A 21761-nucleotide genomic window follows, 5' to 3' on the forward strand; every position below is an offset into this window, starting at 1 on the left:
TCCAGAGGCTCCGCAAGCTGGTGCAATAGTCTGGCCACCAACATCCGGAGAAACCGCTAATGGCGACCGCTCAACCACAACCGACGAAATACCAATACTCCAAGCCATCCCTCAAAGGAAAAATGGTATTGAACACGGAGCAGGCAAAGTTCTTCGCCGGCAACCGTTTCGATAGCCTCATGACGGCCCTTTTCATCATCGACGTTACGTCCCGCAAACTGGCGAAACGCCTCAAGACCTTTGATCACAAAGCGGTGGTTGATGCGGTCTCGAAGAAGATCGAGCGCATGGAAGTAGCCGTGCGTGACGAGTCTGAGCGGATCGACGCGCTTTTGAAAAGCTTGGGCATCAAAGAGCTTGCCGGGTACAGCTCCCCACTGACTCGTGAGTTCGAAATCACCAGCCCAGAAATCAAGCGGATGAGCAGTCTGCTTCAGGCATTTGACCATCTGATCATCCAGGTCGATACCGCCTGGCTGCATGAAAAGATCGATAGCTCGGAAGCTGACGAATTCCGCGCAACCAAGAGCAACCAAATGGCCCGGCTGATCCGCTCACTGGTTGGCCTCGGTCAGAGCGCGCGAGCAAAGGCGTACGCAAGCAAGGTTGCAGAACTCCAGGAAGATATCGAAAAGGCAGAAGCCCAGGCCAGCGCCGAGAAGGAGCAGCGCGAGGCTTCCGGTTACATCGAGCCGGACGGCAATGCAGACGCACTCGATTCGCTTCCTGAAGAAGCGGTTGCCTGATAGCTCCAGTAATGAAAACGCCCCGCATTGCGGGGCGTTTTGCTTAGGAGGTTCATTATGCTTGATGATCTTACTGTCACACCGGCCAGATCCAGTAGAAGACGCAAACGAGCGACGGATCAGCCTCCTCCACGCGAAGCCACCCCACTGTGGACAGAAGAGTTGGCCACCGACGAATCACTTGAAGCGCCGCCAGAGGCAGTATTTTGGGATACGGTCGCGATCGTCTCTGTCACTGCTGCTGTTCTTGTTGGGGTGGCGATAGGTGTTCCTCTCGGGGTCTATCTTCATGGCACGTTGTAGATCCATCCTCGCCTCGGCGCTTCAGCTTTTCGACATGCCGTCTTGCAGCCCAATACCCCCCCTTGATTCTGCGCTCACTCAGCGCCCGGCAAATTGACACCACATGGCCCCGAGTAAAAACCGGGGCTTTGTAGGACTGGATTTTACGAATCACGCCCCAAATGCTGTAGACCCGCTCAGGCATTCCATAGGTGAAGCTGGCCTGCCCTGCCATCACTGCGTAGCTGTGGATTTTCTGAGAGTGGACTCCGGTGACCTTCTGAACTGCCTTCACGTGCGCGTAGTTCTGCATCAGCGGGTTTTGCACGCGATATTTCCTTCGGCCGACGATCTGCAACCAGCTCTCGGGGGCTTCTGGGTAGGTAATGATCTTCCCCTTGAAACACTTCGTTTCCAGGACAAAGATCCCGTAGCGCGACACGATGATGTGGTCAACCTGTGTTGACTCTCCCCTTGTCTTGCCACGATAGATCGCGTTGGCGAACACCTTGTATTCGCCACTGAGGCATAGGCGGAGCATGAAGTTCACCTTGTACTCCCCCCACCACCCTCGGTAGGCAGGGAATTCAAGTAGACGAACGTGGGCGATGCCCGCGAGAACCCCCAGAATCAAAACCGGGGGCAGGTACAGCATTAGAAAATCATTCATACCATCGCAAATCCGCCCTTAGGGGCGGATTCTCCATTAGAGCTTCGAGCAGCAATCTGTCCATCGCCAGAACATGTACATGGCATCGTTCCCAGTACCTGGAACATGCCGACTAGGCCCACCCTCCCAAGTCTGCGGCGGTTCTCCGAGCCACATTGCTCTGCTGTTCTGCGACTTTGGCCAGAACTGGGTCACTTTGTACTGGCTTTTCGGAATCGTCGGGTAGATACCCGCCTTGCACACGTTTTCATCACCCATAGTGCGTCGAGCGAGGCCCCTGCGGTGTTGCTGAGCGATCACTCGCGCAGCCAGCAATGCTGTCGTCCGGTTTGCATCTTGCGCCACGGTTACGCCGGCAAATGGGTAGATGCTCCCCCATGTACCGGTACACCACCAAAGCGACTCAAGAGGTTCCTTTCGAGCGGTAACCAGCGCGGATTCGGCAGCACAGGCCGCAATAGCGATTGGGTTTGCCACGGCCGCGGACTCAGGGTGCTGGAAGAAAGCCAACGTACCGTTGTTCCAGGTCGGGTCGATCTCAGTGAAAGAGATGATATCGAGGTCGAGATAACCGTCCGGGTTGCATTTGGTAGGCGTGTAGAGATCGAGGATCTGAAGTAGCGGAAATGCATACAGATGCGCGTGGTAGAACGACCCGGCAGCCTGACCTGTCTGGGTGCTGTTGTCCTGCCGAAGTCGGCCATAGCTGCGCTTGTTGCCAAGCGGCAGCGTGACACCACCTAGGGTTGGCGAGCAGCCTGGCTTACGGACAGTTTCAACCATCCGTGCCGGCTCCCACATTGCAGTGATGATTCCGGGCTTGTAGATCGAGGATGAGCCTTGCTGGCAGATGCAGAAGACCATTTTTGTAGCCTTCGCGGGGGCTGTGCCGGGGGTTATTTGCACACCAGAAACACGAATTGGGAAGAGGCACGCCCAGCAGATGTCGGTGAACAACTTCGGACCAAAAAGGCCAGAGTCCTCACACATCACCTCTCCGGAAGAGGACGCCTCAGCCGCTATCCCTGGCATGGAAAACATGCCTGCAATCACCAGAATTGCGGCGGTTATTACCTTATTGATGCTCATGATTGGCCTCCTCGAAGGCTGTTTGAGCAACCTCGCGGACGATAAAGTTTTTGGTGTCGGCTGTTACGACAGATGGGGCTCGACGGATTTGGAAGCGCTCCGCCATGTCAGGCGGCAGCAGGTACAAGGGCGCATCCAGGCTGTCCTGAACGCTGTTGAACAGATCCCAACCAGAGGCAGTGGGTATCTGAGTCGCCATCACAGTGACGGTCAGATTTACCCCATGGTCTGCATATTCACGCTTCGCCAGGGCAACCTGCCAAGGTTGCGTCGGATCAATCACGACCAGTTTCTGGTCAAAAGGCATCATGTCGAGTGGATTAATCCTCCCTGCCTTCTGAACAACCCTGCCTTGGCTATCGAGAATGTCATCGGGAACAATGACCGATGCATCGACGAGGCGGGTGGCACTCTCCGTTACCGGCGGCAATGGATGCCCTTTGTGGTTATCCCAAAACCGGGCGATTGCTCGCTTTTTCATGGCGTCGGTGTCCAGCTCTGCGATGCGCTGTTTCGCAACCTCCATGAGGTCTGGCTCGATGATTTCCTGTGTGGAGCCAATAGTGCCTAAATCCCCCCGCTTGCCCTCCTTAACCGCTCCCTCGATATAGCTGACAGAAGACGACCCAGCAGCTTTAGCGATCAAAGCATCATTCGGTGCTTCGAGAGCGACGGTGGGGACGGCTGAAACGCTATGACGCTGGAATGCGAGAGGATCGAGCAGAACACTCACTGTGCTTTGCGTCTCTTGCGTGAGGAGGTGCATTTTGGTCACAGCATCGCCCATCGACATACCATCAGGAATGCCTCGAAAAACGATGCCAACACCAGGCAGTCCGTCAAAGGACAGCAGTATGTCTTTGAGGGCAGTTGCCCCCATCGACCACGACACGAAAATTAGAGTGCGGTTTCCATCGCCCAGGGGATGTTTTTTCTCGCGATCTGAGCCATCTGCGCTGGCGAGCCCTGAATCGTTCTGCTGGGCTTCTTCATCACTGCCTTGAACGATGGCCTTTTCGGCCATCTCACTCACCCAGCTCATGTTATCTCGGCCGCTTACTTCTTCGCGCGCGGCTTTCGCATTTCGGCTGATTTCCCTGACCTGATCGAGGAGCGCAGGATCGAATTCATTTATGTCGTACTTGCGAATGCCAAGGTCATCGCCGGCGATGGCCATCGTGCAGCTGAAGGCCAGCCCAATGCACATGGCTAGTTGCTTTTTCACCATATTGGATACGCCTTCCCGATGATTTGGTCTGTCGACGCTGAGCCCCAGTAGCGGGAGTCGAATGAGTCTGGCGTGCGGCCGAAGAACCAGTAACGGCCCTCGCCTATTTCCCCTTCCCGAACGTATTTCTGGGGATCAATCCCGTGCTGGCTGGCTACCAGAAGCCCTTTGCCTACGGACACGCCATTGATGGTTGTTTCATCAAGCGTGACCTTGGCGCGATCGCCAGGCATTCCCTCAAGCACCTTCACGATGATCGTGCCGTCAGCAAAGATCGGACTCAGACCTTTGGAGTGAAAGGCATAGATTTCCCCTCGCACCAGGTCATCCTGCTTTTTATCGATGATCCATAGCCTGTAAGGGGGCAGGCATAGGGAGTCCTGGCTAGCGATAGCGATCGAATAACGGGATGCCAGCAGCACAACGCTGCCGGCAACCACTGCGGAAAAGAGTAGGCCTTTGCCGAGAAAAGCTGCCGAGAGTCGCTTTGGAGCTCGATCTCGCTCAACCTTCGCCATTGCCCTTCGCACCTTGGCCTCAATGCTGAAGGGGTTCGACAACGCCATTACGCGACTTCCGCCGGATTAGAGCTGTACTCGACACCTCGGTCACGGAGCACGCGCAGAATTGCCTCATCCTGCGGAACGCCAGTGAGCGTGTAGTTTCGGATCGCCTGCACATCTTCAGGTGCGGTCGAGTAGAGGAGGATCGAATATGGGTCCACCGTGAGGCGCACGATACCGGCCCCGCGGGGGGTGAGCATGAAGATCTCTGAGTAATGCCCCTTGTACGACTTAACAGTCTTCAGGATTCGATAGCCACCCTCTCCCAGCGGCAGACGCTTGTTTTCCTGGATAGCATCAATAGCTTCGGCCTTTTGACCGAGTAGGAGGGTGAACGCGGAGTTTTCAGCAATGGCCTGTCCGACTTTGTTCTGATAGAGGTCGTTGACCCCCTGGGTAATGACAATGGCACTACCGCCATATTTCCGGAATCGCCGGTAACCGTGCTCAATGAATTCACCAACGTTGCCCTGGGAGAGCAGCGACCAGGCTTCATCAATGATCACAATTTTCGGGCGGTCACGCTCACCAAGGTACATGTCCTGCTGGATTTGGTAGATCAGCTGAAGGAGCACAACTTGCTGAAGGTGTTGGCGACCCTTCAGCTCCTCAAGCTCGAGTACGGTGAAGGGATTCTTGAAGTTGAGATTGTTCTTGCCGTTAAAGAAACGGCCGTACTGCCCCTTCGAGGTGAATGCGAAGAGCTGATGGCCAATGTCTTGAATACGCGGGTCTGGGTCGCCAAGCAGAGAATCAGCGATGTTGTCGACGATCATCGTCTTGCCCAACTCTTCCCAGCATTGCGTGAGGTGCCTTTTTAGCCCGGCGGTTTGGAAGTCGATCAGGGGCACGGTTGGGGCAGCCATAGCAGAGAGCAGCCCAACCAGGACATCCTCTTCCTCGCTGTAGTCTTCAATCAGCTCGAAGGGGTTGAGACAGAGATTCGACTCCTGGTCAAAGCGTGCAAAGTCGCCCTTGTACGCCTCAGACAGCTTTAGGTAGGACAGGCCCACGTCGATGACCCACACCTTCGCTCCAATGCTCAGATACGACGTGATGAGATAGTTGGTCGCAAACGACTTACCGGAGCCCGACTGGGCCGCGATCATCGCGTTGTAATTGGTGTCGGAGTCAAAGAGGTTGAAGCTAACCGGCTGACCGTTTCGGGAAATGAACGGGGCCACCTGGGTTCCAGTGCCCTTCCAATCGCCATAGATCGGCAGCAAAGGTAATGCCTGGGTGAGGCTCAATGTCTTGAACCGGAACAGCTCCCTCATCGCATCCGGGTCGGCACACATAGGCAGGGAGTTCACGAACACGGGCAGCACACAGAACTTGTCCTCCATGAGGCTGAAGCCCTGCGTGGCAAAATGGCTCTTCGCATTCGACGCTGCCTGAATGAGGTCTTCCCGGTTCCGGCCGAATACCACGAGGGTCATTGTCGCCTGTACGTTGGGAAGCCCTTTGTCGAGATCTTCAAACAGCGTGTCATAGGCTTCCTTCGTCTTCCGTAGAACGGGTACGAAATGCACCATCGGGCCGAAGCTCTGGTTGATGGCCCATTGGCGGCGCTTCGACAGCTTGTCCTTTGTGTCCAGCTGGGGAGGGAAATACAGGGTCATGTTAATGATGCAGTTACCCCGGATTCCGCCGCGCTGGGACAGAATGTCAGCGAGGTACTGAGAGGCATCGCCCTGCCACATGACATCAGGAAAGCGCTTGGCCGACAGCGTTTTCACAAAGCAGTCATCTCCGATCTGAAGGTGGTCTTTCTTCACGTCGAGGCTGCGGTTGTAGTCGAGGATCTGCTCATTCAGGGGCTTGTCTGTGTCCGCCTTCATGTCCGGATCTTCGCGCCACGATGCTGATGGCCCCTGGTTCAGGATGGAGGAGAAAATTTCCCGGTAGGAGTCGTTGGTGAGCGGCACGGCTGCCAGGTTGCAGCTGTCCAGCGAGGTTCGCAGTCCGTCGAAAAGCTCCTTCGCCGCGTTCGCTTCTGTCTGGGTAGGCAACGCATTGGCGATCGGAATTGTTACGGATACGACCAGGCTCTGTTCACGAATGCGTACACCTGAGATTGAATCAACTGGGCGCATGGTTCGGTCACTGAAATACTCGGCCCGCGCGTTCGTCACTTTCTCCAGCAAGGCTTGGGTTTCCACGGGAAGGTCAGTGCGGCCGGATTCACGGAAGGCCCGACGCAGACGAAGGAATCCCGTCTTCATCTCATTGATATTTTCAGTGCAAATCAGGCTGAACTGGATCGTTGTCTTCTCAGGCCAGTCGACCGTCAAACCAGCTTTCAGGCGGTCGCCTTCATCCCCGTTTGAGCCTGAGAGCGGGGAACACAGGAATGCGAATCCTAGGCGGTTCCCTTCCAGCTGGAACAGGTAAAGATTCGGCTCGTAGGCGAGGCCGTTGATCAGCTTCGAGAGCCGAGGTGTTGAGCGGATAAGCGCTTTAAGCATTTCTGAATTCCTTAGAGGGTGCGATTCGATTCAATCCAGGCGCGCAGGCCTTCTTCAGGCTTGCCTTCTCGGGTCAAACCGTCATCACGAATGAGGAAAGGGACATTTCGAGCGCCAAGAAACTGAGCTGTCATCCGGCGCTTCGAGATCACATCGAGATCACACTGCGCGGTTGGGAGCTGTTCGAGAGGAGTTTTCATGTCGCCGGAAGCGCCAGCCTTCCACGCAGCAACCTTGTCTTTCGCGCAGAGGAGTTCTTTGGTGCGCACCGCGCTCTCTTGGCTGAGCAGCGGCAACATCAGCACGTCGAGTCGATACCCCTCCGGAAGGGATGAGCGGGCTTGTTGAATGATCTCTTTGCAGAAACCACAAGCAGGGTCGGAGAACATGGTGATTGCTTTCTCACCGTTGCCGACTGTGAGGGGGGCGAGATCCTTGAAACCGAGGTTGGTCTTATCCACTGGGATGTAGTGGGCGGCGATCCGAGCATCCTCGATGGTTTTTAACTCTTTCTTCGCCCACACGTCATAAACCGTTCCCTGGATGATGAATCGGCCGGTATCGCTGATGATGGCGAATTTGCCGTTCTTCTCGATCGCCAGCATTGCAGACGCAGGAAGCATCACTACCTTGTCTGCGTTCTTGTCCGCAGGGCTCGCTGCTACTGCGGTGCCAGCCAATGCAAGCAGCGTCATAGCAAGAATGGTTCGGGTTGGTTTGAACATGGGCTTACCTCCTGAGTCGATTCACCCAGAATATTTGGCCCGGAAAAGAAAAGGCCTCTTTTTCAGGACGTTTTAGCGTCGGAAAAAGAGGCCTTTCAGAGAGGCGTTCTGACTGAGATCAGAAGCCTACAGGCAGGGCTTGGAGAGCGTTGGTGACTACAGCTGCTGGGATAGTTGCCGACATTACCGACTCGATAACATCCGGCGCAGCATAGAGGCCAACACCGCCGCCAACGCCAGTAACGAACGGCATAAGCGATTGGCGGAGAACGCCCGCGCCGATGCCGGTGAGGATCATCAGACCGATCAGAATGCGGCCGAGGGTACCTTGCATCCACTCAGTCAAGGTAATCCACACGCTATCGAACGTATCGCCGCCGGTACCCGCGAGCGCGGTACCGGCGACCACCATTGCCGCTGCGATGGCCATCGTTTGGAGGGTTGCTTTGTTGACGTGCATTGGTCTTGCTCCTAGAGGTTGACATGCGCAGGGGCTGCGCTCAGGAGACATTTTTCGTGCTTTCCGTAAGCCTGTGTTTCGCTTTCAGGCGCATTTGTCGACGGAAATTAAAAAGGGCCGCTTTATGCGGCCCTTCTCTTTTACTTGTTGGAGACTGGAGGCGATTCCGCGCCGGAGTTATCGATACCTACCAGCGTAATTACCGGCTCGCCATCTGGATAACGCCACATGGGCACAGAGATGCTGTTTGAGCTGAGAGCCTGCTGCTCACCATTGATGAACCAAAGGTTTTTGGCCATGCGGCCATCTTCATCAGTACAAACGGCTTTTGCCAGCCAGGAGGTTCGACCGACCACAAGCTCCAGCTTGCAGACCGGGGGCTTATTCCTTGCCACCGAGATGTCAACCTGGCCTGTTGCTGTGTGCCCCATTGCGCTGGCGACATCCAGTTTCACCGTATACACGCCCTCCTCTTCAAGGGTCGCTCGCCCATAGTCCCCTGAGCTTGATAGCGTCTCCCCGTTGAGACTGAACGTTTTGCTGAGTATCTGATCCTTGGGATGCCCGCCGGTGATTGATGGTCGGATCAGAACGGCCAGCGGGGCACGATTCGCGTCGTTATCCCCACTCCAGGACAATTTCACATCCCACGGTATTGGCTCCAAAAACTCCATCTCTGCTTCGGCATAGCTGTAGTTGCCCCGCGAGTCGGTGATATGAGCACCGAATGTGTAGATCCCCGGCTCAGTCAGTCGAACGATGCGACTGGTCTGGCTGGAGTCCTTGATCATTTCGAGGCCGGCGTAGGGTGGGATATCCCACTCGATGGTCAAGCCCTCGAACTCTCGGAACAAGCCAAGAGAGCGAGCCGTCATGGTCAAGTCTGCCGGCGCATACTTGGCTGAGTATTTGGTGTTGATCTTCCACTCAGGCCAGTCGTACGACCAGAAAATAAGACGGTGCTGAGTTAGGCCCAAACCGCCTCGATCCTCATACCCATTGATCCAAGATCGGACGCTGATGTAGCTCTCTTCTTTCTCCATGTCCTCCCGAGTTGGGGTGTACTTCACCTCAGTGGAGTCGACGACTGTGCCGTCAGGCAGGATGAACTCACCATCCATTGTCATATCCATTTTCGGGTACGGCATCATCAAGTTGGCGACCCAGGTAGCTTCCTTTCCTACCTCAGGACGGCGCGGCCCGATGATCTGGACACGAGGCGGCCGGACAGGTCTAAACGCAACGCCTGCGCGGAGGGTTTTGTAGACGCGCTTATCCTCTGGTGAGTCTGAGTATTTCAGCCTGGCCGTGAGGTACACACGATCAGCAGAGTTGCGGCTCAGCCGGTAGGAGCCCTCCCCAGCGGCCCAGGTTTTACCGCGATCCTCCGACCATTCCACAACAATTCCGGTCGTATCGAGCGCATTACCTTTGAGGTCAGTGAGCGTGAACGTACCGCTATCACCAATAAACACGTTTGCTGGGCCTTTAATGCGGGCAACGGGCACGACATAGGCAATAACTTCAACGGTAGGGGTCATGGATTTCGCGCCGCTATGGCGGTTCGTCAACTCTGCCCTCAGCAGATATGTACCCCGCTGAAAGACCATGCTGAGCCGTTGCGGCAGCTTCGCATTGGCCTCAACGTCTTCCCACGTCACGCCGCCGTCCTTGCTCATTTCCCAGCGCACGTCACCAAGGTCTCCTGACTGGTAGCGATCGTTGGTGACGGCGTAGAAGCTGCTGCGAAGAGGAGCTGGGCCGATAACCCGCAATGCCTGGATTGAACCATCGAGAGATTCGCCGTTGAGAACGGAGAGAACCATTGGCGAACCCGACTCCCGAGTCAGCTCGTATTCCGGCACAGGGGAGCGAACACGCGCTTCAGCAATGATGCGAACCGCTTTGTTCGTCAACGATTGTAGATCGATCTCAAACTCAACCTCCCCGTTCTCGTCGATGGGCTCCCAGTTTGTCATCGGCTCATAATTCACTCCGGCAGTTGTCGAAAGCAGGCGAATATCCCAGTCGCCCATGCTGCTCAGCCGATATGCATCCTCCATGTAGCGGGTGTCTTTGATGGCCACGCGGATTGGAAGGCTGACCGTATCCAGGACAGTTCTCTCGTCGTTGAGAATGACAGGGAGAATTTTGTCGTGAGGGACCGCCAGGAGTGACGCGGTTTTGGTCGACCTCATCTCTGGCAACGCGGTGTATCCAACGTCAACGGAGTATGGCGTTACGCTCCACAGGGGAGCCTCGGCCCCCTCGATGTAGCGCCTAAACCGCTGGGCACGACCGTAACTCGGAATCGTAGACCGTTCGATCACTGCATCCGCCCGATTGATCGCCACGTCCAAGGAAGCTGCGATTGCAGTCACTGATGCGCTACCAACATAGCCGCCGAGTTGTGAGACCGAATACAGCCCTTCTTTCACCAGGTTGCTTGCCGGCATATCGATTTCGATTGCCGGCGGCTCGATCACGTTTACGGTGTGCTCTCCGTAGCCAATATCGATTTCCTGACCACTCGGCGTAAACATGGATGCCTTCCAGGAGATGATGTTCGCTCCAAGCAGGGTCATTGTTCCTTCCGCGAGTGGCGTGACGGTGTTGCGTTGCTGGGCCATGCCTTCTGGCATCTGCATCCAACGGATAAGGCACGATGGGCGGCTCGACCATTGCTGAGCCGTCTTTTTCGCAACGCCTTCGTTCGCCGTTGCATCACACACAGGACCATCCGTGTGACGGAGCAACAAGGAAAGTTGCTGCACATTCTGATAGGCCTCTGCCGGTGCTGGCTTCAGGCCAAAGCGGATCTGATTTGCAACCGGAAGGATCGTCAAGTCACGAGTGAAGCTCGCAATCTTGTGCTTCACGCCGCTAGGGTCAAACACATAGGCGGTAGCCTCGATAGTCTGGTTTCCCAAAGAACTCCCGCCGGCATCCATCATCAGATTGGCCAAGGTACTAGCGTTGCGCCATTCATCGGGGGTTTTCGTCCAAGTGACGTAGCAAGCACGATCTTGAAGTGCATTTTTCGGCTTCGCGACAGCTTCGCTGGTCAAGATGCTGCATGCCCCATTGCTCGGGCTGAAGCTGATTTGAGCACGGCCGGACGCTTGCAGAATCTCCCATGCATCAGCCGTCAGTACGCCCTCCGGAGCCCATACGGTTACCGGCACGGAATAGACAGGGCCGGTCATATCGGCGCGACTGAGATAGACCAGCGCCTGGCCATCGACCCCAACATCCAGGCCACCTAAACGGGCCTCCAGCAGATCGGCAGTCATTTTCGTAGGTACCAGACGCATACCCGTGCCTTGAGAAAGCTCACGATGCTCCAGTGTCACCCCAACTTTCGAGTCAGGCGTGACGATGGCGATGATCTCGCCGCCGAGAGCCTGAATCACTTCTTGGTCGGGAATTCGGAGCGCATAGGCACCCAAACGAGTCGTCATTTGGTGCTTCACGGCCGGGATGCTCGGGGCCACCGAGGTAGGCTGAACTTCGCGGTCTTTGAACATCTCCCAGGCCGGCAAAAGCTTCAGGACAACATCTTGATCGACATAGAGGCCATCCTGGTCAATGGCACGAATCTGTACTGAGGTTTCAGCCTGGCCGTCGGTCTTATAGGTGATGCTCATTCCCTCCACCGTCACGTGGCCATGTGCTGGCTGTTTGACGACTTGCAAGGTGTGCGAACCCCAGTTGTTCGGATCGATCACTTTCAGATCGGCCGTTCCACCGATTCCTGCGTACATCTTCAATGTCGAAGGGGTGATACCCGTTGGTGCAAAATTGAACTGAGTAACAGTGACCTTCCCCTCTCCTTCTACACTGAGCCCTTCCTGATCCGTGGCGCTGAAAGTGAACGAATCTTCCCCATAGAAACCCGGATTAGGGGTGTACTCCATACGGCCATAGAACACTCGGACAGTCCCGTGCGTCGGGTTCGTGAGGATCTTGAACGTATGGCTGTCCCAGAGATTGATGTCATGCACCTCAGGATCAACTTGGTCACTAACTTGCCCTTCACGGGCCTGAATGGTTACTCCCGTCCAGGTAGGGGCGTAATTGAACTTCGCGACATTCACAACCGCGGTGGCTTCAGCCTTCATCCCAGACACGTCCTGCACGCGGTACCTGAACTCATCGGGGCCAACGTATCCAGTGTTCGGGGTGTAGGTGAACCCGGTAGTGGTCGCTACTACAGAGCCCTGGGACGGGCTCGACAGAACTGAATAGGTTTTCTTCTCCCACGCCGCCGGGAAATCCTCTACGGGAGTTGCGTCCACCGATGAGCTTTCGTTGACGCTGACCGTCAGTTTCGTTGTTACAGGCGGCTCTATTACCTGAATGACCGATTGCCCCTCTTCGAGGGTGATCTTTTTCCCGGTTGTGTCGTAGACGCTAGCCGTCCAGCGGATCGGATGCTGCCCGGAACGGGTGAAAACTCCTGCCAACTCAAGAGGATCGAGCGCTTTGATGCTCAGGTCTTTCGGGATGACCGAGAACTCAATCAAGCACTTCAAGGCACCGCCGCTCATGCCAGCAGTCTTTGCCGCTGCGTCATCACCAGTGATCGAACACGTTGGGCCCGAGCGCTGCGTCATGGTGACGGATGCAGTCTCAATCGCACGAGTAACACTTTTCTCATGCAGCGATTGGATGAAGGTTGTTGAGCCGGCCGCAGCTTTGACGCTCAGCATTTCCTCACCGCTGCTCAGCAGTACCTTTTCCGTACCCTTGTTGAATACATAGAGGGAATAAGCGACCTTCTGCTGGCCTGCGTCGAGGACTCGCCCTGTCAGCTGAGTGACCGGGTGCGGTGCACCGGAAACCTCTACTTGCTGAAGGCCTCGGGGAATGCTCGTCCACTCAAGCAAGCAGATGGGCGACTTGATGGGATCGGCAGACCTTGCCACCGCGGAAGATGTCGTTAGAGGGCAAATGCTGCTAGCCGAAGCGGACAACTTTACCGTGGTGTCAGTCATTGCCTGTACAGGATTTTTATTGTTGATGCCAAGCGTGACCTTGGGCATCCAGGTATTGATATCGGCGTACACCACAGGAGCATTCGGCGCGGAGGTAGAAATGATCACACCATTACTTCCGGTAGCTCCCTCAGTTACCGGAACAACAGGTAGCGATATCTTACCGCCGGTACTGGTGAAGTTGTGTTGGCTAATCGTTACTGTTGCCCCCGGATTGACGAGAACACCGCCAACCTTTAGAGGTGTTGCTGCGTCAGACCTGAGCGTTGCCAGCAGATCATAAACACCAGAAACTGGCGTACCGTCTGCAAGCTTTAGCTGTTCGCTGTTTATCACCACAGAGCCATCGTTACGATTGAACTCTTTTGGCACCGCAGGGATATTAACGAGACCGTTTACGTGACCAACGATCCCAGCCATCTTAGGGCTGTAGAGGAACGTGGTTGAGCCAACACCCTTGTTCTGTTGTGAGTCCTGCGCATTGACTCTGAGCGTATAACTCTCTCCAGCCGTTAAGGACGGGAATAGGATCGGGTACTCAAGGCCATAGGTAGTAGCATTGAGCTTGCGGAACGAAAGAGCAATAGATTCGTTAGCCGGCCCCCCAGTCAAGCTGATCGATGTAATCTTTGGTGCGGGGTCTTTATTGTCAGTTACCGTAAAGGTGATTTTGTCGAGTGTATCAATAGAATCACTCACACCCTTGCTTACCGTAACAACTGGCTTTGTCCGATCGCTCTGAAACTTGAAAAGCGGTAGCTTTGTTATTGCGCCTAGATTTTCGCTAGCAACACCAACCAGATCATGGGAGCCTTCAGGCAGGGTTTTCAGATCGAACTCGTATTCAAAATATTCACCAGATGACGATGTGAGTTTTTTGGTAACGCTCAGTGCTGTTCCGCTAGTGTTTTCAAGCCATGACGTATTGTGACGAAGATAGTTTTGATACGCGCCTTGCTGCGGTTGCCTGACGTTGAGAGTCAGTATCATCTCCGAAGAGTTATAGGTATAAGTCAGGACTGGCAGATACAGGTCGTTCCACCAGACGTTCGCCCATTGGCCAGTTGCATTCAACGTGCCGTCTGCACTTTTCAGCACGCCTTGATCATGAAGATATCCAGATGTGCCTTTGCTCAGCTGGCGGGTGACTGCGATTTCGCATTGGGTCTGACCGGCAGGAATAGTACATGTGCCCATGTGAGTAGCCACTTGATCAAAAGGGCGTGCCTCGACGGTATACCTAACTTTCGTGATCGTGACAGGCAATTCCTGAGGCGAGACTACCCTGCTCGAATAGCTCATCCAGCCTTTGTCGCTAAAGTAATATTCGATACGGCTTATGACGGGAGTTTTCGGGGCAGACGGGTGCAATACTAAATCGTAACGGATAGTTCCTTGTGAGCCCCACTCGCCAAAGTTAGAGAACTTGATGTAGTTATTGTCCTCTGCTCGATATGGAAGCGACCCGACAAGGTAAACATAGGCCGAATCCTCGCCAACAATCTGGTTCTCTCCAAAACTGTTTGTGAAGCGTATACCTCCTTGCCGGTAGGTGTGCCAGTTGCTCTTTGGGATTCTCCATGCAAGCCGTATCGGATTAGTTTTGACATAAGATCCGGCGACATAGGGAACAAATCCCTTTAGTCCTGGCGCGAGAGTGGTTGATACACTTGGATCATACACACCAAACGGTTCAGTTGGCGCGTTGGCAATGTTGTCAAACATTACCTTTTGACGCTTGGTGGCCGTAGAGTTACCTGCTTTATCAGTGACAACGAACTCCAGTCCAAATACCTCATCCAAATCTGAATCAGGAAAGAAATCTGTTCTGTACTGAATTGAAGCCGATTTGCTCTCTTCCGAAAAAAGAACATTGTGAGCCTTATAAAGAGCACCGGACTCCCGATATACATTAGCGGTGACCTTGCTAATTCCCGATGGGTCAGATAACCCATCCAGGACGAAGCTCGAATATGTCAAAGCATCGATTGCTGCAAGGCCGAGTTTCCAAACTTCGCCAGTGAGAACGGGCTCACCCCATGTATATGGGCGCGGGGCAAATGTACCTGCTACTGGGCCAGCAGTATCAATAACGAGGGGAACATTTTCAGTTTTAACAACAGCTCCAGCGCTGGACAGAATTTCTGTTTTTACGGTGTAGCGTCCATCAGGTAGCTTCGGACTAACAAACTCTTCGGCGTAGTAATTTTCGCCGTTGTATGAAATAACGTCGCTCGCACCAAGAACCTTTGAACTTTCCTTAGTGAAGACAGGTGTGGCGGCACCGTTAGCAGTCACCGCTATGCGCAGTTTTCGGTCAATGCCACCGCTAACCATGAACGATATGCCAGTGGAGGGGTTGATAAACCCTGTGCCTGGCTCCGTATGGATTTGATCCCCCGCACTGTTCGTGTAACCGTATTTAACAAGGTCGGCATACGCACCATTGATTGGCACAATGGCCAAAGCGAGTGCGCCTAAAAGCGCACCACTCACCTTATTGAGGAACGATGGTCCTCGGGTCTTATTCTTACCCATCGTGGAACTCCTTTAACTCGCGTTGGCAAGCGAAACCTTAGAGTGTGTTTTGTTAGGTCTTGAAACGACCAAATGCGCCCGCTTTCGCAAGGCGCATTTCTGCTCCACCACCGGCACTTCGTTATTTTCTACTTGGCAGGTTTAGCCTGCGGCGGCTGAACAACTGTAAGGGGGCGTAAGGTTGGTGTTGGTAGGGGGTTTCGAGCGCCGATCTCCCAGCGTCGCGCTTCAACTTCGGTATAAATGAAACCTGGAACGTACAGGTCGCCTTTCTCGTCCTCCCATGGATCAATGGCAATACGCATCACAACAGCTTGCGAACGAATAGGAAGCGGATTCCGGGCTCTCATAGGCACCGGTGCGTTATCTGATCCTTCAGCTATCAGCACGCGGGTAGCATTGCCAGTTGATGGTTTATCGCTGCTCGCCGCGCCGCCCTCCTGTTCTTTTTTAAGCTGAGTCTTGTAATCATCACCTTCAGTGGCCGAATAAACATCTTTCGCAGACATGCAGGTAACGCCATTAGGCATGCCCTTACATGCATATTCATCTGAGCCCAAACCCATGATGCTAGTGCAACCAGAAGTCAGTGCCGCTACTGCAATCGCCAGGATAAGTTGCTTGATCATTACGATGTCCTTACTGATTAACGTCATTGACTTTAAGAGTGGTTGCATTGAACTTTACGGTCATGCCTTTATTAACGATGAAGTCGACTTCACGCATTGCGTCGATTTCAATAACAGGGAAGATGCTTTCCGCCATCTCCAAATAGAAGTCAGCTATGCGCTCAAGGGCTGAGCCCGCACCGCTGAACCCGGCTGACTGAAGCGCGTTGCTATCGAATGCCTGCTCGTAAACTGGAGCTACTGTCTTGCCGTCATCACTAGCTCGCGTCACATTGATTGTCGGTACCTTTTGGACGTTAAAAGCTCCAGCTATACCTTGGAGGAAACCCGCTCCCAAGCTTCGAGCAATGATCTGCCCTTGTTTGCTTACCAGCCGGCCGCGCAAGCCAGCTTTACCGTCTTCACCTGTGGCATACGCCTCAACGCTTGATTCAAGTACCGAGCCGTCATTGCGAACGCACGACAAACGTTCGGCACGCATATAGGCCCGTTCAGAACTGAGATCGCCCCAACCGCCAGCAATCATGAAACACTCACGGAAATCCGCTCTGAAGCGGTTGGGGAGAATTGCTTCACTCTTGATACGGATGAGGCTTGGAAAGGGGTCACGCTGTGCCTGCTTTCCTGTCGGCGCATCCATGCCTGTGACCAAGACACCCGACAAAATCGAACCCGCGGGCAGCGTCACAGAAAGCTCCTCTGGCTTATCGCTCTTTCCCTCATCTTCCTTCGCCTTGATCACCCGGATCTTCGGCGCTTCCGTTTTCTCGCTGGATCGCGACTTTGGGTCTTCCGGTTGCTCTGGAGGCAAGTTCGAGTAAACGTCTGTCAGCTCTGCCGGCGAGCTCGTTGCCTTGTTGACGAATACCGATTCGCGAGGCGGGATAGGGGATCGTGCCTGGTTGGCGGCAGAGCTATCTGATGAGTTATCCCCACCCTCACCGGTGCCTTTCTTTTCGCGTCCAACCCGCGCCAACTCTTTCTGAACCAGCTGGAGTTCTTGCTCCAGGCCGCTCACTTTTTCTTGCGTGTTTTTGAGTTGAACGTCTTTTTCTTTCTGCCCCATCGTCCGCTCAAGCCGGTTTTGCTGCGCCTGGAGCTGTCGAAGTTGGCTCGCAATGGAGTCCATGCCCAGCGCACGAGGATCTTCGTCGGTGAGGATGGCCTCGACCTGTGGCTTTGCCGCTGCGCGTGACTTACGCTCGGGAGTTGCTGCGTTCATGGCCACGCCAACGACAGTACCGACGATCAGAACCGTCCCACCGATGGCAAGCATGAGCTTGCCCCTCGGCGTGAGTTTTTCGAAGAATTGCTGAATCGCTTTCACGGATGGTTCCCCTTACTGCAACAGGCTTGGGCGGGTGGAGCTTTGCGGCACTTCGGTCGGAACCCGAGTGACTACAAACACCTCTGTTTTCTGGCCAGGCTCAAGCACCTCATCTGGCCATGCGCTTACAGCCGCTCGATGAGGGTGAGTGCAAGAGGCGTGATCGAACTCGACAGTCCTGGCCGACACGTTCTCCGCCGTGGCCACGAAAACTTTGAAGTCATGCCCTTCGATCAGCTGCGACTTGCTGAAATCGAAGCTGAGGCTTGGTTGCGCGCAGGCAGGGATCTTGTTGCCGTTCGTAAGAGCACCGAAGCTGTATCCACGTGGTAGCTTGCCCAGCGCCATTTCGCGCATCAGGGAGCGAAGCGTGTCCATGTACGGCTGAGAGCGTTCCCACTTCCGGGCCTGGCCGCTGTAGTTCGTAGACGAAGTGACTGGCAAGCCGCTCGCAAGGCCTTGCACATTTTTCGCCAGAATCAGGTTTGCTTGGATGGGGGGAACGCCCTGCGGCAATAAGGTCAGGGAGATTGCTACGGTCTCATCGTCGTCCGGCGTGACGTACATAGTCACCGGCTTATCTTCGAAAGTTGTGACATAAAGAACGTTACCGCTTACCGAAATGTCGGCCGTGCTCACTGTCTGGACTTTAGGTACATCGAACGGCGTGACGATACGGTTCATTTGGCCACGGCTGATCGGAATCAGGGTATTGGTGCCGCTCGAAACAACCACGTCTTGGCGGGACTCGATAGGCTGCGCTGGCACAGGCTTCTTCATAACGCTGGCCGGCACGCTGGGGTTTTCAGCAGAGCCCGGAGTGACGGCGACCAGACGTTGCTTCTTTTCCGTCTGAGGCTTCTCCTGTCGTTCCGGGACGCTCTCTGGAGTAGCGACAGGCTTGGCAACCACATGAGGCTGCACGCTGGCAGCAACTGGCATGTTCATGCCTGGTATCTGAATCTGGTCCTGGGCAATAGCTGGCAGTGCAGCCGCCATAGCCAGTACCAGCGCAGCTGGCTTGAAAAAATGGAGGGAAACTGGAAGTGACATCGAGACGACCTCTGCTCTGAGTTGTCGTCAATTCTGGGGGGCATTCCGCCGCTTGAGTTGCGTTTTCAAGCAACTTTTGCGTCTGAAAACAGAGGGCTATTCCGTATATGCGTTGACCGGCGATACCCACAAAAAAACCCATGCCAGGAACATCGACATGGGTTTCTTGTGCCTCAACTTGGCGCTACTGATTTTGTTTTCTTTTCTCGCGCTCTGCTTTTTTCTCGGCCTTGCTGTTCTCGCGATCAACCACATCCTGAGTTCGAGCATCGCCAGAGTTCGTGCTGAGCCAACTCAGTACTGGCTTGTAGTCTTTGATCACAAGCTCAAACTCATAGGTTCGGTTGCTACGCTTTTTATCGCCAGCCGGCCCTTCGCTAACGGAGCGGCCGGTAACGTAGAACTTGTTCTCGTTGAGGTTATCGCGGAGCACCTTCTGCGGCTCGAAGCTCAGGGTCACACGATCCTGGCGGATCTGATGAATCTGGGTATCGAGAACCTTCATCGTGTCTTGATAGATCGCCTTATCGAGGATAGGACCCAAGGCATCCTTCACTACAGAGGCATTATGCGGGGTGACGTTGCCCAGCATCATCGCGATGTACAGAGCCCATGCGTCTGCGTATTCACCGGAACTTTGCGTTTTGCTGACCCAGGCCGTCTCAGTCAGAGTGGGTGGTATCACGGTGACCACTTCATCCTTGTTGAGAGCAGAGCAGGACACCAGCAGATTGCTCAAGACAAGGCCAGCAACGGCAATGCGCAGAAACTGATTTTCTCCGCGCATGCCATCAAACGAATTGCTAAGCGACTTTAAAAGCATCAGACGAACTCTCTCTCGTAGGAATTGGGCATGGATCGCACTCTCTTCCGGCCGATAGCTCCCCAGTGCCAGTAAATGGCGTGAAGCAGAAAGCCGTCAGGGCGGTTGTCGCAGAAGCGGCGATAGAAGCGAGCGAGCAACAGACCTACCACCGTGCAGAGAATCAGCTGTGCCAGAAGAACGCCGGCAACCAAGCCGATTCCGATCGGCATCACCTCATCCAAACGCCAAAACATAACGTGAGGCGGCTGGTCGATGTATGCCGGGATTTTGATTGGCTCACTCACTTGGCACCCCCTTCTTTGCTGATGCTGGCAATCGCCTTGAGGATGCCTTCATGACTAGCGTTGGCACCTTGAAGAACCATCGACATACCTGTCTGATTGTCCAGGAGCAGGGTCGAAGGGGTCTGTTGGATGCCCAGCTTTATTGCTTGATCGAGGTCGCCAGTTACTCGCTCGATGGCCTGCTTTGAATCCGTGCAGGCTGCAAAACGCTTCCCATCCAGGCCGAGCTCGGTCGCAAGGGACACGAGCGATTCTGAAACCCCCTTGCCGTTGCCACCTGTTTTATCGAATACCGTCTGGGTGTACTTCCAGGCAGCATCTGAGCCACCTTGTTCACCAGCACACTCGATAGCTAGGGCTTGTCGCCGAGAGGCCTCACCAAGCGCGGGGACGTGGAGAATCGCGGCATTGATTTGCCCAGCCGACGACTCGATGAGTGCTTTCAACAGGGGAAAGTGATCGCGGCAGTAAGGGCATTCCGTGTCAGTCATCTCGATAAGCGTGTACCGAGCAGATGAGGAGCCATAGATCCAGTTGTCCGGAGCTGCGGGGATAACATCTTCTGGAAGCTGTTTGAGGTTATCGACGATCTCTTGGATCGCGGCGGGGTCAACTGCCTGTGCTTTCGCAACAGACAATTCACCTTCAAGGCTTTTGACCTGGCCTTGTAGCTGGCTCATCGTGGTGAAGTGGTAGTACGAGCCAACTACCAGAGCGGTGGCAAGGGCTGTGATAGCAATAGCAAAAGGGATCGTTTTTGATGGTGTCGTTTTCGGTGCCATAAGGATCAGCCTGTCGTGGTGTTAGGGGCATTTTGCGGACAAACACCGCCTGAAAGTTCCGTTTTCAGGCGGTTTTATGGTCAGAATTCAAATGCGCTTTGGCAGGTTGCTGATCAGCACGGACAGCACGACAGGCAGCATGATGACGATGAAGGTTGAGATAACGAGCGGCGGTAAAGGCAGAGGCATCAACACGCTGAGTACGATGAGCATTCCGCCCCATGACAGGACGATCGCGGCGTTGTTATTCAGGAACGGTGATGAGTAGTCGAATCCATGCCGCTTCGCATTCCAGCGCATCCATCCGGCGTAAATAGCCGGCACCAGAACCGCGATCAGCAGTGGTAACCAGTAAAGCGTTAGAACTATCCGGTAAACCATCTGGTAGATGATTTTCTGGACGGCCTCACCTCGGGACTCGAGGTACCGAAACCACCAATCCACGTTCTTTTCGAAGGCATCCACGGTGCCCCCTCGAGGCATCAACATGTCGGAGATAACCTTTTTTGCCCCGGAGTCGATGACAAGTGCCGAGTAGTAGCGATTGGTTTTCTCCAGCACCTTCTCCATGTCCGAATCGCCAAGCAATTCAATGCCCCACTTCCGCTCCTTCAGCATCACCGTATCCACAAGCTTGTTCGGCGCGACGGTTGCCAGCATCAGGATCAGGACGAAGAAGAACGCTATAGAGGCCATAACGCCCTTAGGCCACTTCTCTTCAAGCATCTCAGCCATTGATCAGGTACTCCCGGATAGGTTGCGGGACATTGGTTGTTTCGCACCACAGGACAACATCATCCGGTGCAGGGGCGTTGCCGTAGCTCGTGAGGATCTGGAGGATGTGGCCAAGCACTACGCGAAGCCGGATGAAGTCGCTGACGCCCTCGCGACACATACGCTGGTAAGCCACCAGCACGTCGATCAGGGCTGCGCCAATCACCTCGGGTTTATGACCCGCCTCAAGCATCTTGAAGATGAATTGCGTGCCACAACGCCATTCCAGGTCAAACGTGCGCAGCCGAGTTGTTGAGGCCTCATCCAGGCCAGTGAGCCGCTGAATTTCTAGTGGAATCGAGACAGTCATTTCTTACTCC

General features: G+C 54.6%; 17 protein-coding genes. 1 reads left to right on the forward strand and 16 read right to left on the reverse strand.

Features of this window, described 5'->3' with window-relative positions; all coding sequences use genetic code 11:
- Positions 1-59: 59 nt before the first annotated feature.
- Positions 60-746 (forward strand): hypothetical protein, encoded by a 687-nt coding sequence (locus J3P90_RS26245; RefSeq protein WP_434676702.1) that lies wholly within the window; start codon positions 60-62, stop codon positions 744-746.
- Positions 747-978: 232 nt separating this feature from the next.
- On the opposite strand, the gene J3P90_RS26250 is transcribed toward J3P90_RS26245, so the two are convergent.
- The 16 genes from J3P90_RS26250 to J3P90_RS26325 form a co-directional block, all read right to left on the reverse strand.
- Positions 979-1698, reverse strand: a complete 720-nt coding sequence (locus tag J3P90_RS26250; protein WP_262384240.1) for a nuclease-related domain-containing protein — start codon at positions 1696-1698, stop codon at positions 979-981.
- A 36-nt stretch (positions 1699-1734) separates the two neighbouring features.
- Positions 1735-2787: a TraU family protein gene (locus J3P90_RS26255; protein WP_434676703.1), complete on the reverse strand. Its 1053-nt coding sequence runs from the start codon at positions 2785-2787 to the stop codon at positions 1735-1737.
- Positions 2774-4015, reverse strand: a complete 1242-nt coding sequence (locus J3P90_RS26260) for a TrbC family F-type conjugative pilus assembly protein (protein WP_434676704.1) — start codon at positions 4013-4015, stop codon at positions 2774-2776. The genes J3P90_RS26255 and J3P90_RS26260 overlap by 14 nt, the downstream gene beginning before the upstream one ends.
- On the reverse strand, positions 4009-4581 hold the full coding sequence (locus tag J3P90_RS26265; protein WP_013100911.1) for a S26 family signal peptidase: 573 nt from the start codon (positions 4579-4581) through the stop codon (positions 4009-4011). The genes J3P90_RS26260 and J3P90_RS26265 overlap by 7 nt, the downstream gene beginning before the upstream one ends.
- Positions 4581-7046, reverse strand: a complete 2466-nt coding sequence (traC, locus tag J3P90_RS26270) for a type IV secretion system protein TraC (protein ID WP_434676705.1) — start codon at positions 7044-7046, stop codon at positions 4581-4583. The genes J3P90_RS26265 and traC overlap by 1 nt, the downstream gene beginning before the upstream one ends.
- Before the next feature lie 11 nt (positions 7047-7057).
- A complete protein-coding gene (locus J3P90_RS26275; protein ID WP_013100909.1) occupies positions 7058-7771 on the reverse strand; it encodes a DsbC family protein in 714 nt (237 codons plus the stop codon).
- A gap of 118 nt (positions 7772-7889) precedes the next feature.
- Positions 7890-8231, reverse strand: coding sequence for a TraA family conjugative transfer protein (traA, locus tag J3P90_RS26280; RefSeq protein WP_434676706.1), 342 nt, complete (start codon positions 8229-8231; stop codon positions 7890-7892).
- A gap of 140 nt (positions 8232-8371) precedes the next feature.
- Positions 8372-15766 carry a DUF4165 domain-containing protein gene (locus J3P90_RS26285; protein ID WP_434676707.1) on the reverse strand — a complete coding sequence of 2465 codons (7395 nt, stop codon included), beginning with the start codon at positions 15764-15766 and terminating at the stop codon, positions 8372-8374.
- A gap of 128 nt (positions 15767-15894) precedes the next feature.
- Positions 15895-16395, reverse strand: a complete 501-nt coding sequence (traV, locus tag J3P90_RS26290) for a type IV conjugative transfer system lipoprotein TraV (protein WP_434676708.1) — start codon at positions 16393-16395, stop codon at positions 15895-15897.
- Between the two features lie 10 nt (positions 16396-16405).
- Entirely contained in the window at positions 16406-17722 is a 1317-nt protein-coding gene (locus J3P90_RS26295; protein WP_434676709.1) for a TrbI/VirB10 family protein, read from the reverse strand.
- Positions 17723-17734: 12 nt separating this feature from the next.
- Positions 17735-18775 carry a type-F conjugative transfer system secretin TraK gene (locus J3P90_RS26300; protein ID WP_434676710.1) on the reverse strand — a complete coding sequence of 347 codons (1041 nt, stop codon included), beginning with the start codon at positions 18773-18775 and terminating at the stop codon, positions 17735-17737.
- Between the two features lie 184 nt (positions 18776-18959).
- Positions 18960-19598: a TraE/TraK family type IV conjugative transfer system protein gene (locus tag J3P90_RS26305; RefSeq protein WP_434676711.1), complete on the reverse strand. Its 639-nt coding sequence runs from the start codon at positions 19596-19598 to the stop codon at positions 18960-18962.
- Positions 19598-19885, reverse strand: a complete 288-nt coding sequence (gene traL / locus J3P90_RS26310) for a type IV conjugative transfer system protein TraL (RefSeq protein ID WP_011077985.1) — start codon at positions 19883-19885, stop codon at positions 19598-19600. Before traL ends, J3P90_RS26305 begins: the two co-directional genes overlap by 1 nt.
- Positions 19882-20667, reverse strand: a complete 786-nt coding sequence (locus J3P90_RS26315; RefSeq protein ID WP_434676712.1) for a DsbA family protein — start codon at positions 20665-20667, stop codon at positions 19882-19884. The genes traL and J3P90_RS26315 overlap by 4 nt, the downstream gene beginning before the upstream one ends.
- Positions 20668-20754: 87 nt before the next feature.
- On the reverse strand, positions 20755-21402 hold the full coding sequence (locus J3P90_RS26320; protein ID WP_434676713.1) for a DUF4400 domain-containing protein: 648 nt from the start codon (positions 21400-21402) through the stop codon (positions 20755-20757).
- Entirely contained in the window at positions 21395-21751 is a 357-nt protein-coding gene (locus J3P90_RS26325) for a hypothetical protein (RefSeq protein ID WP_434676714.1), read from the reverse strand. The genes J3P90_RS26320 and J3P90_RS26325 overlap by 8 nt, the downstream gene beginning before the upstream one ends.
- Between the last annotated feature and the right edge of the window lie 10 nt (positions 21752-21761).

This window comes from Pseudomonas sp. D3-10 (genome assembly GCF_051132175.1).
GTDB lineage: Bacteria > Pseudomonadota > Gammaproteobacteria > Pseudomonadales > Pseudomonadaceae > Aquipseudomonas.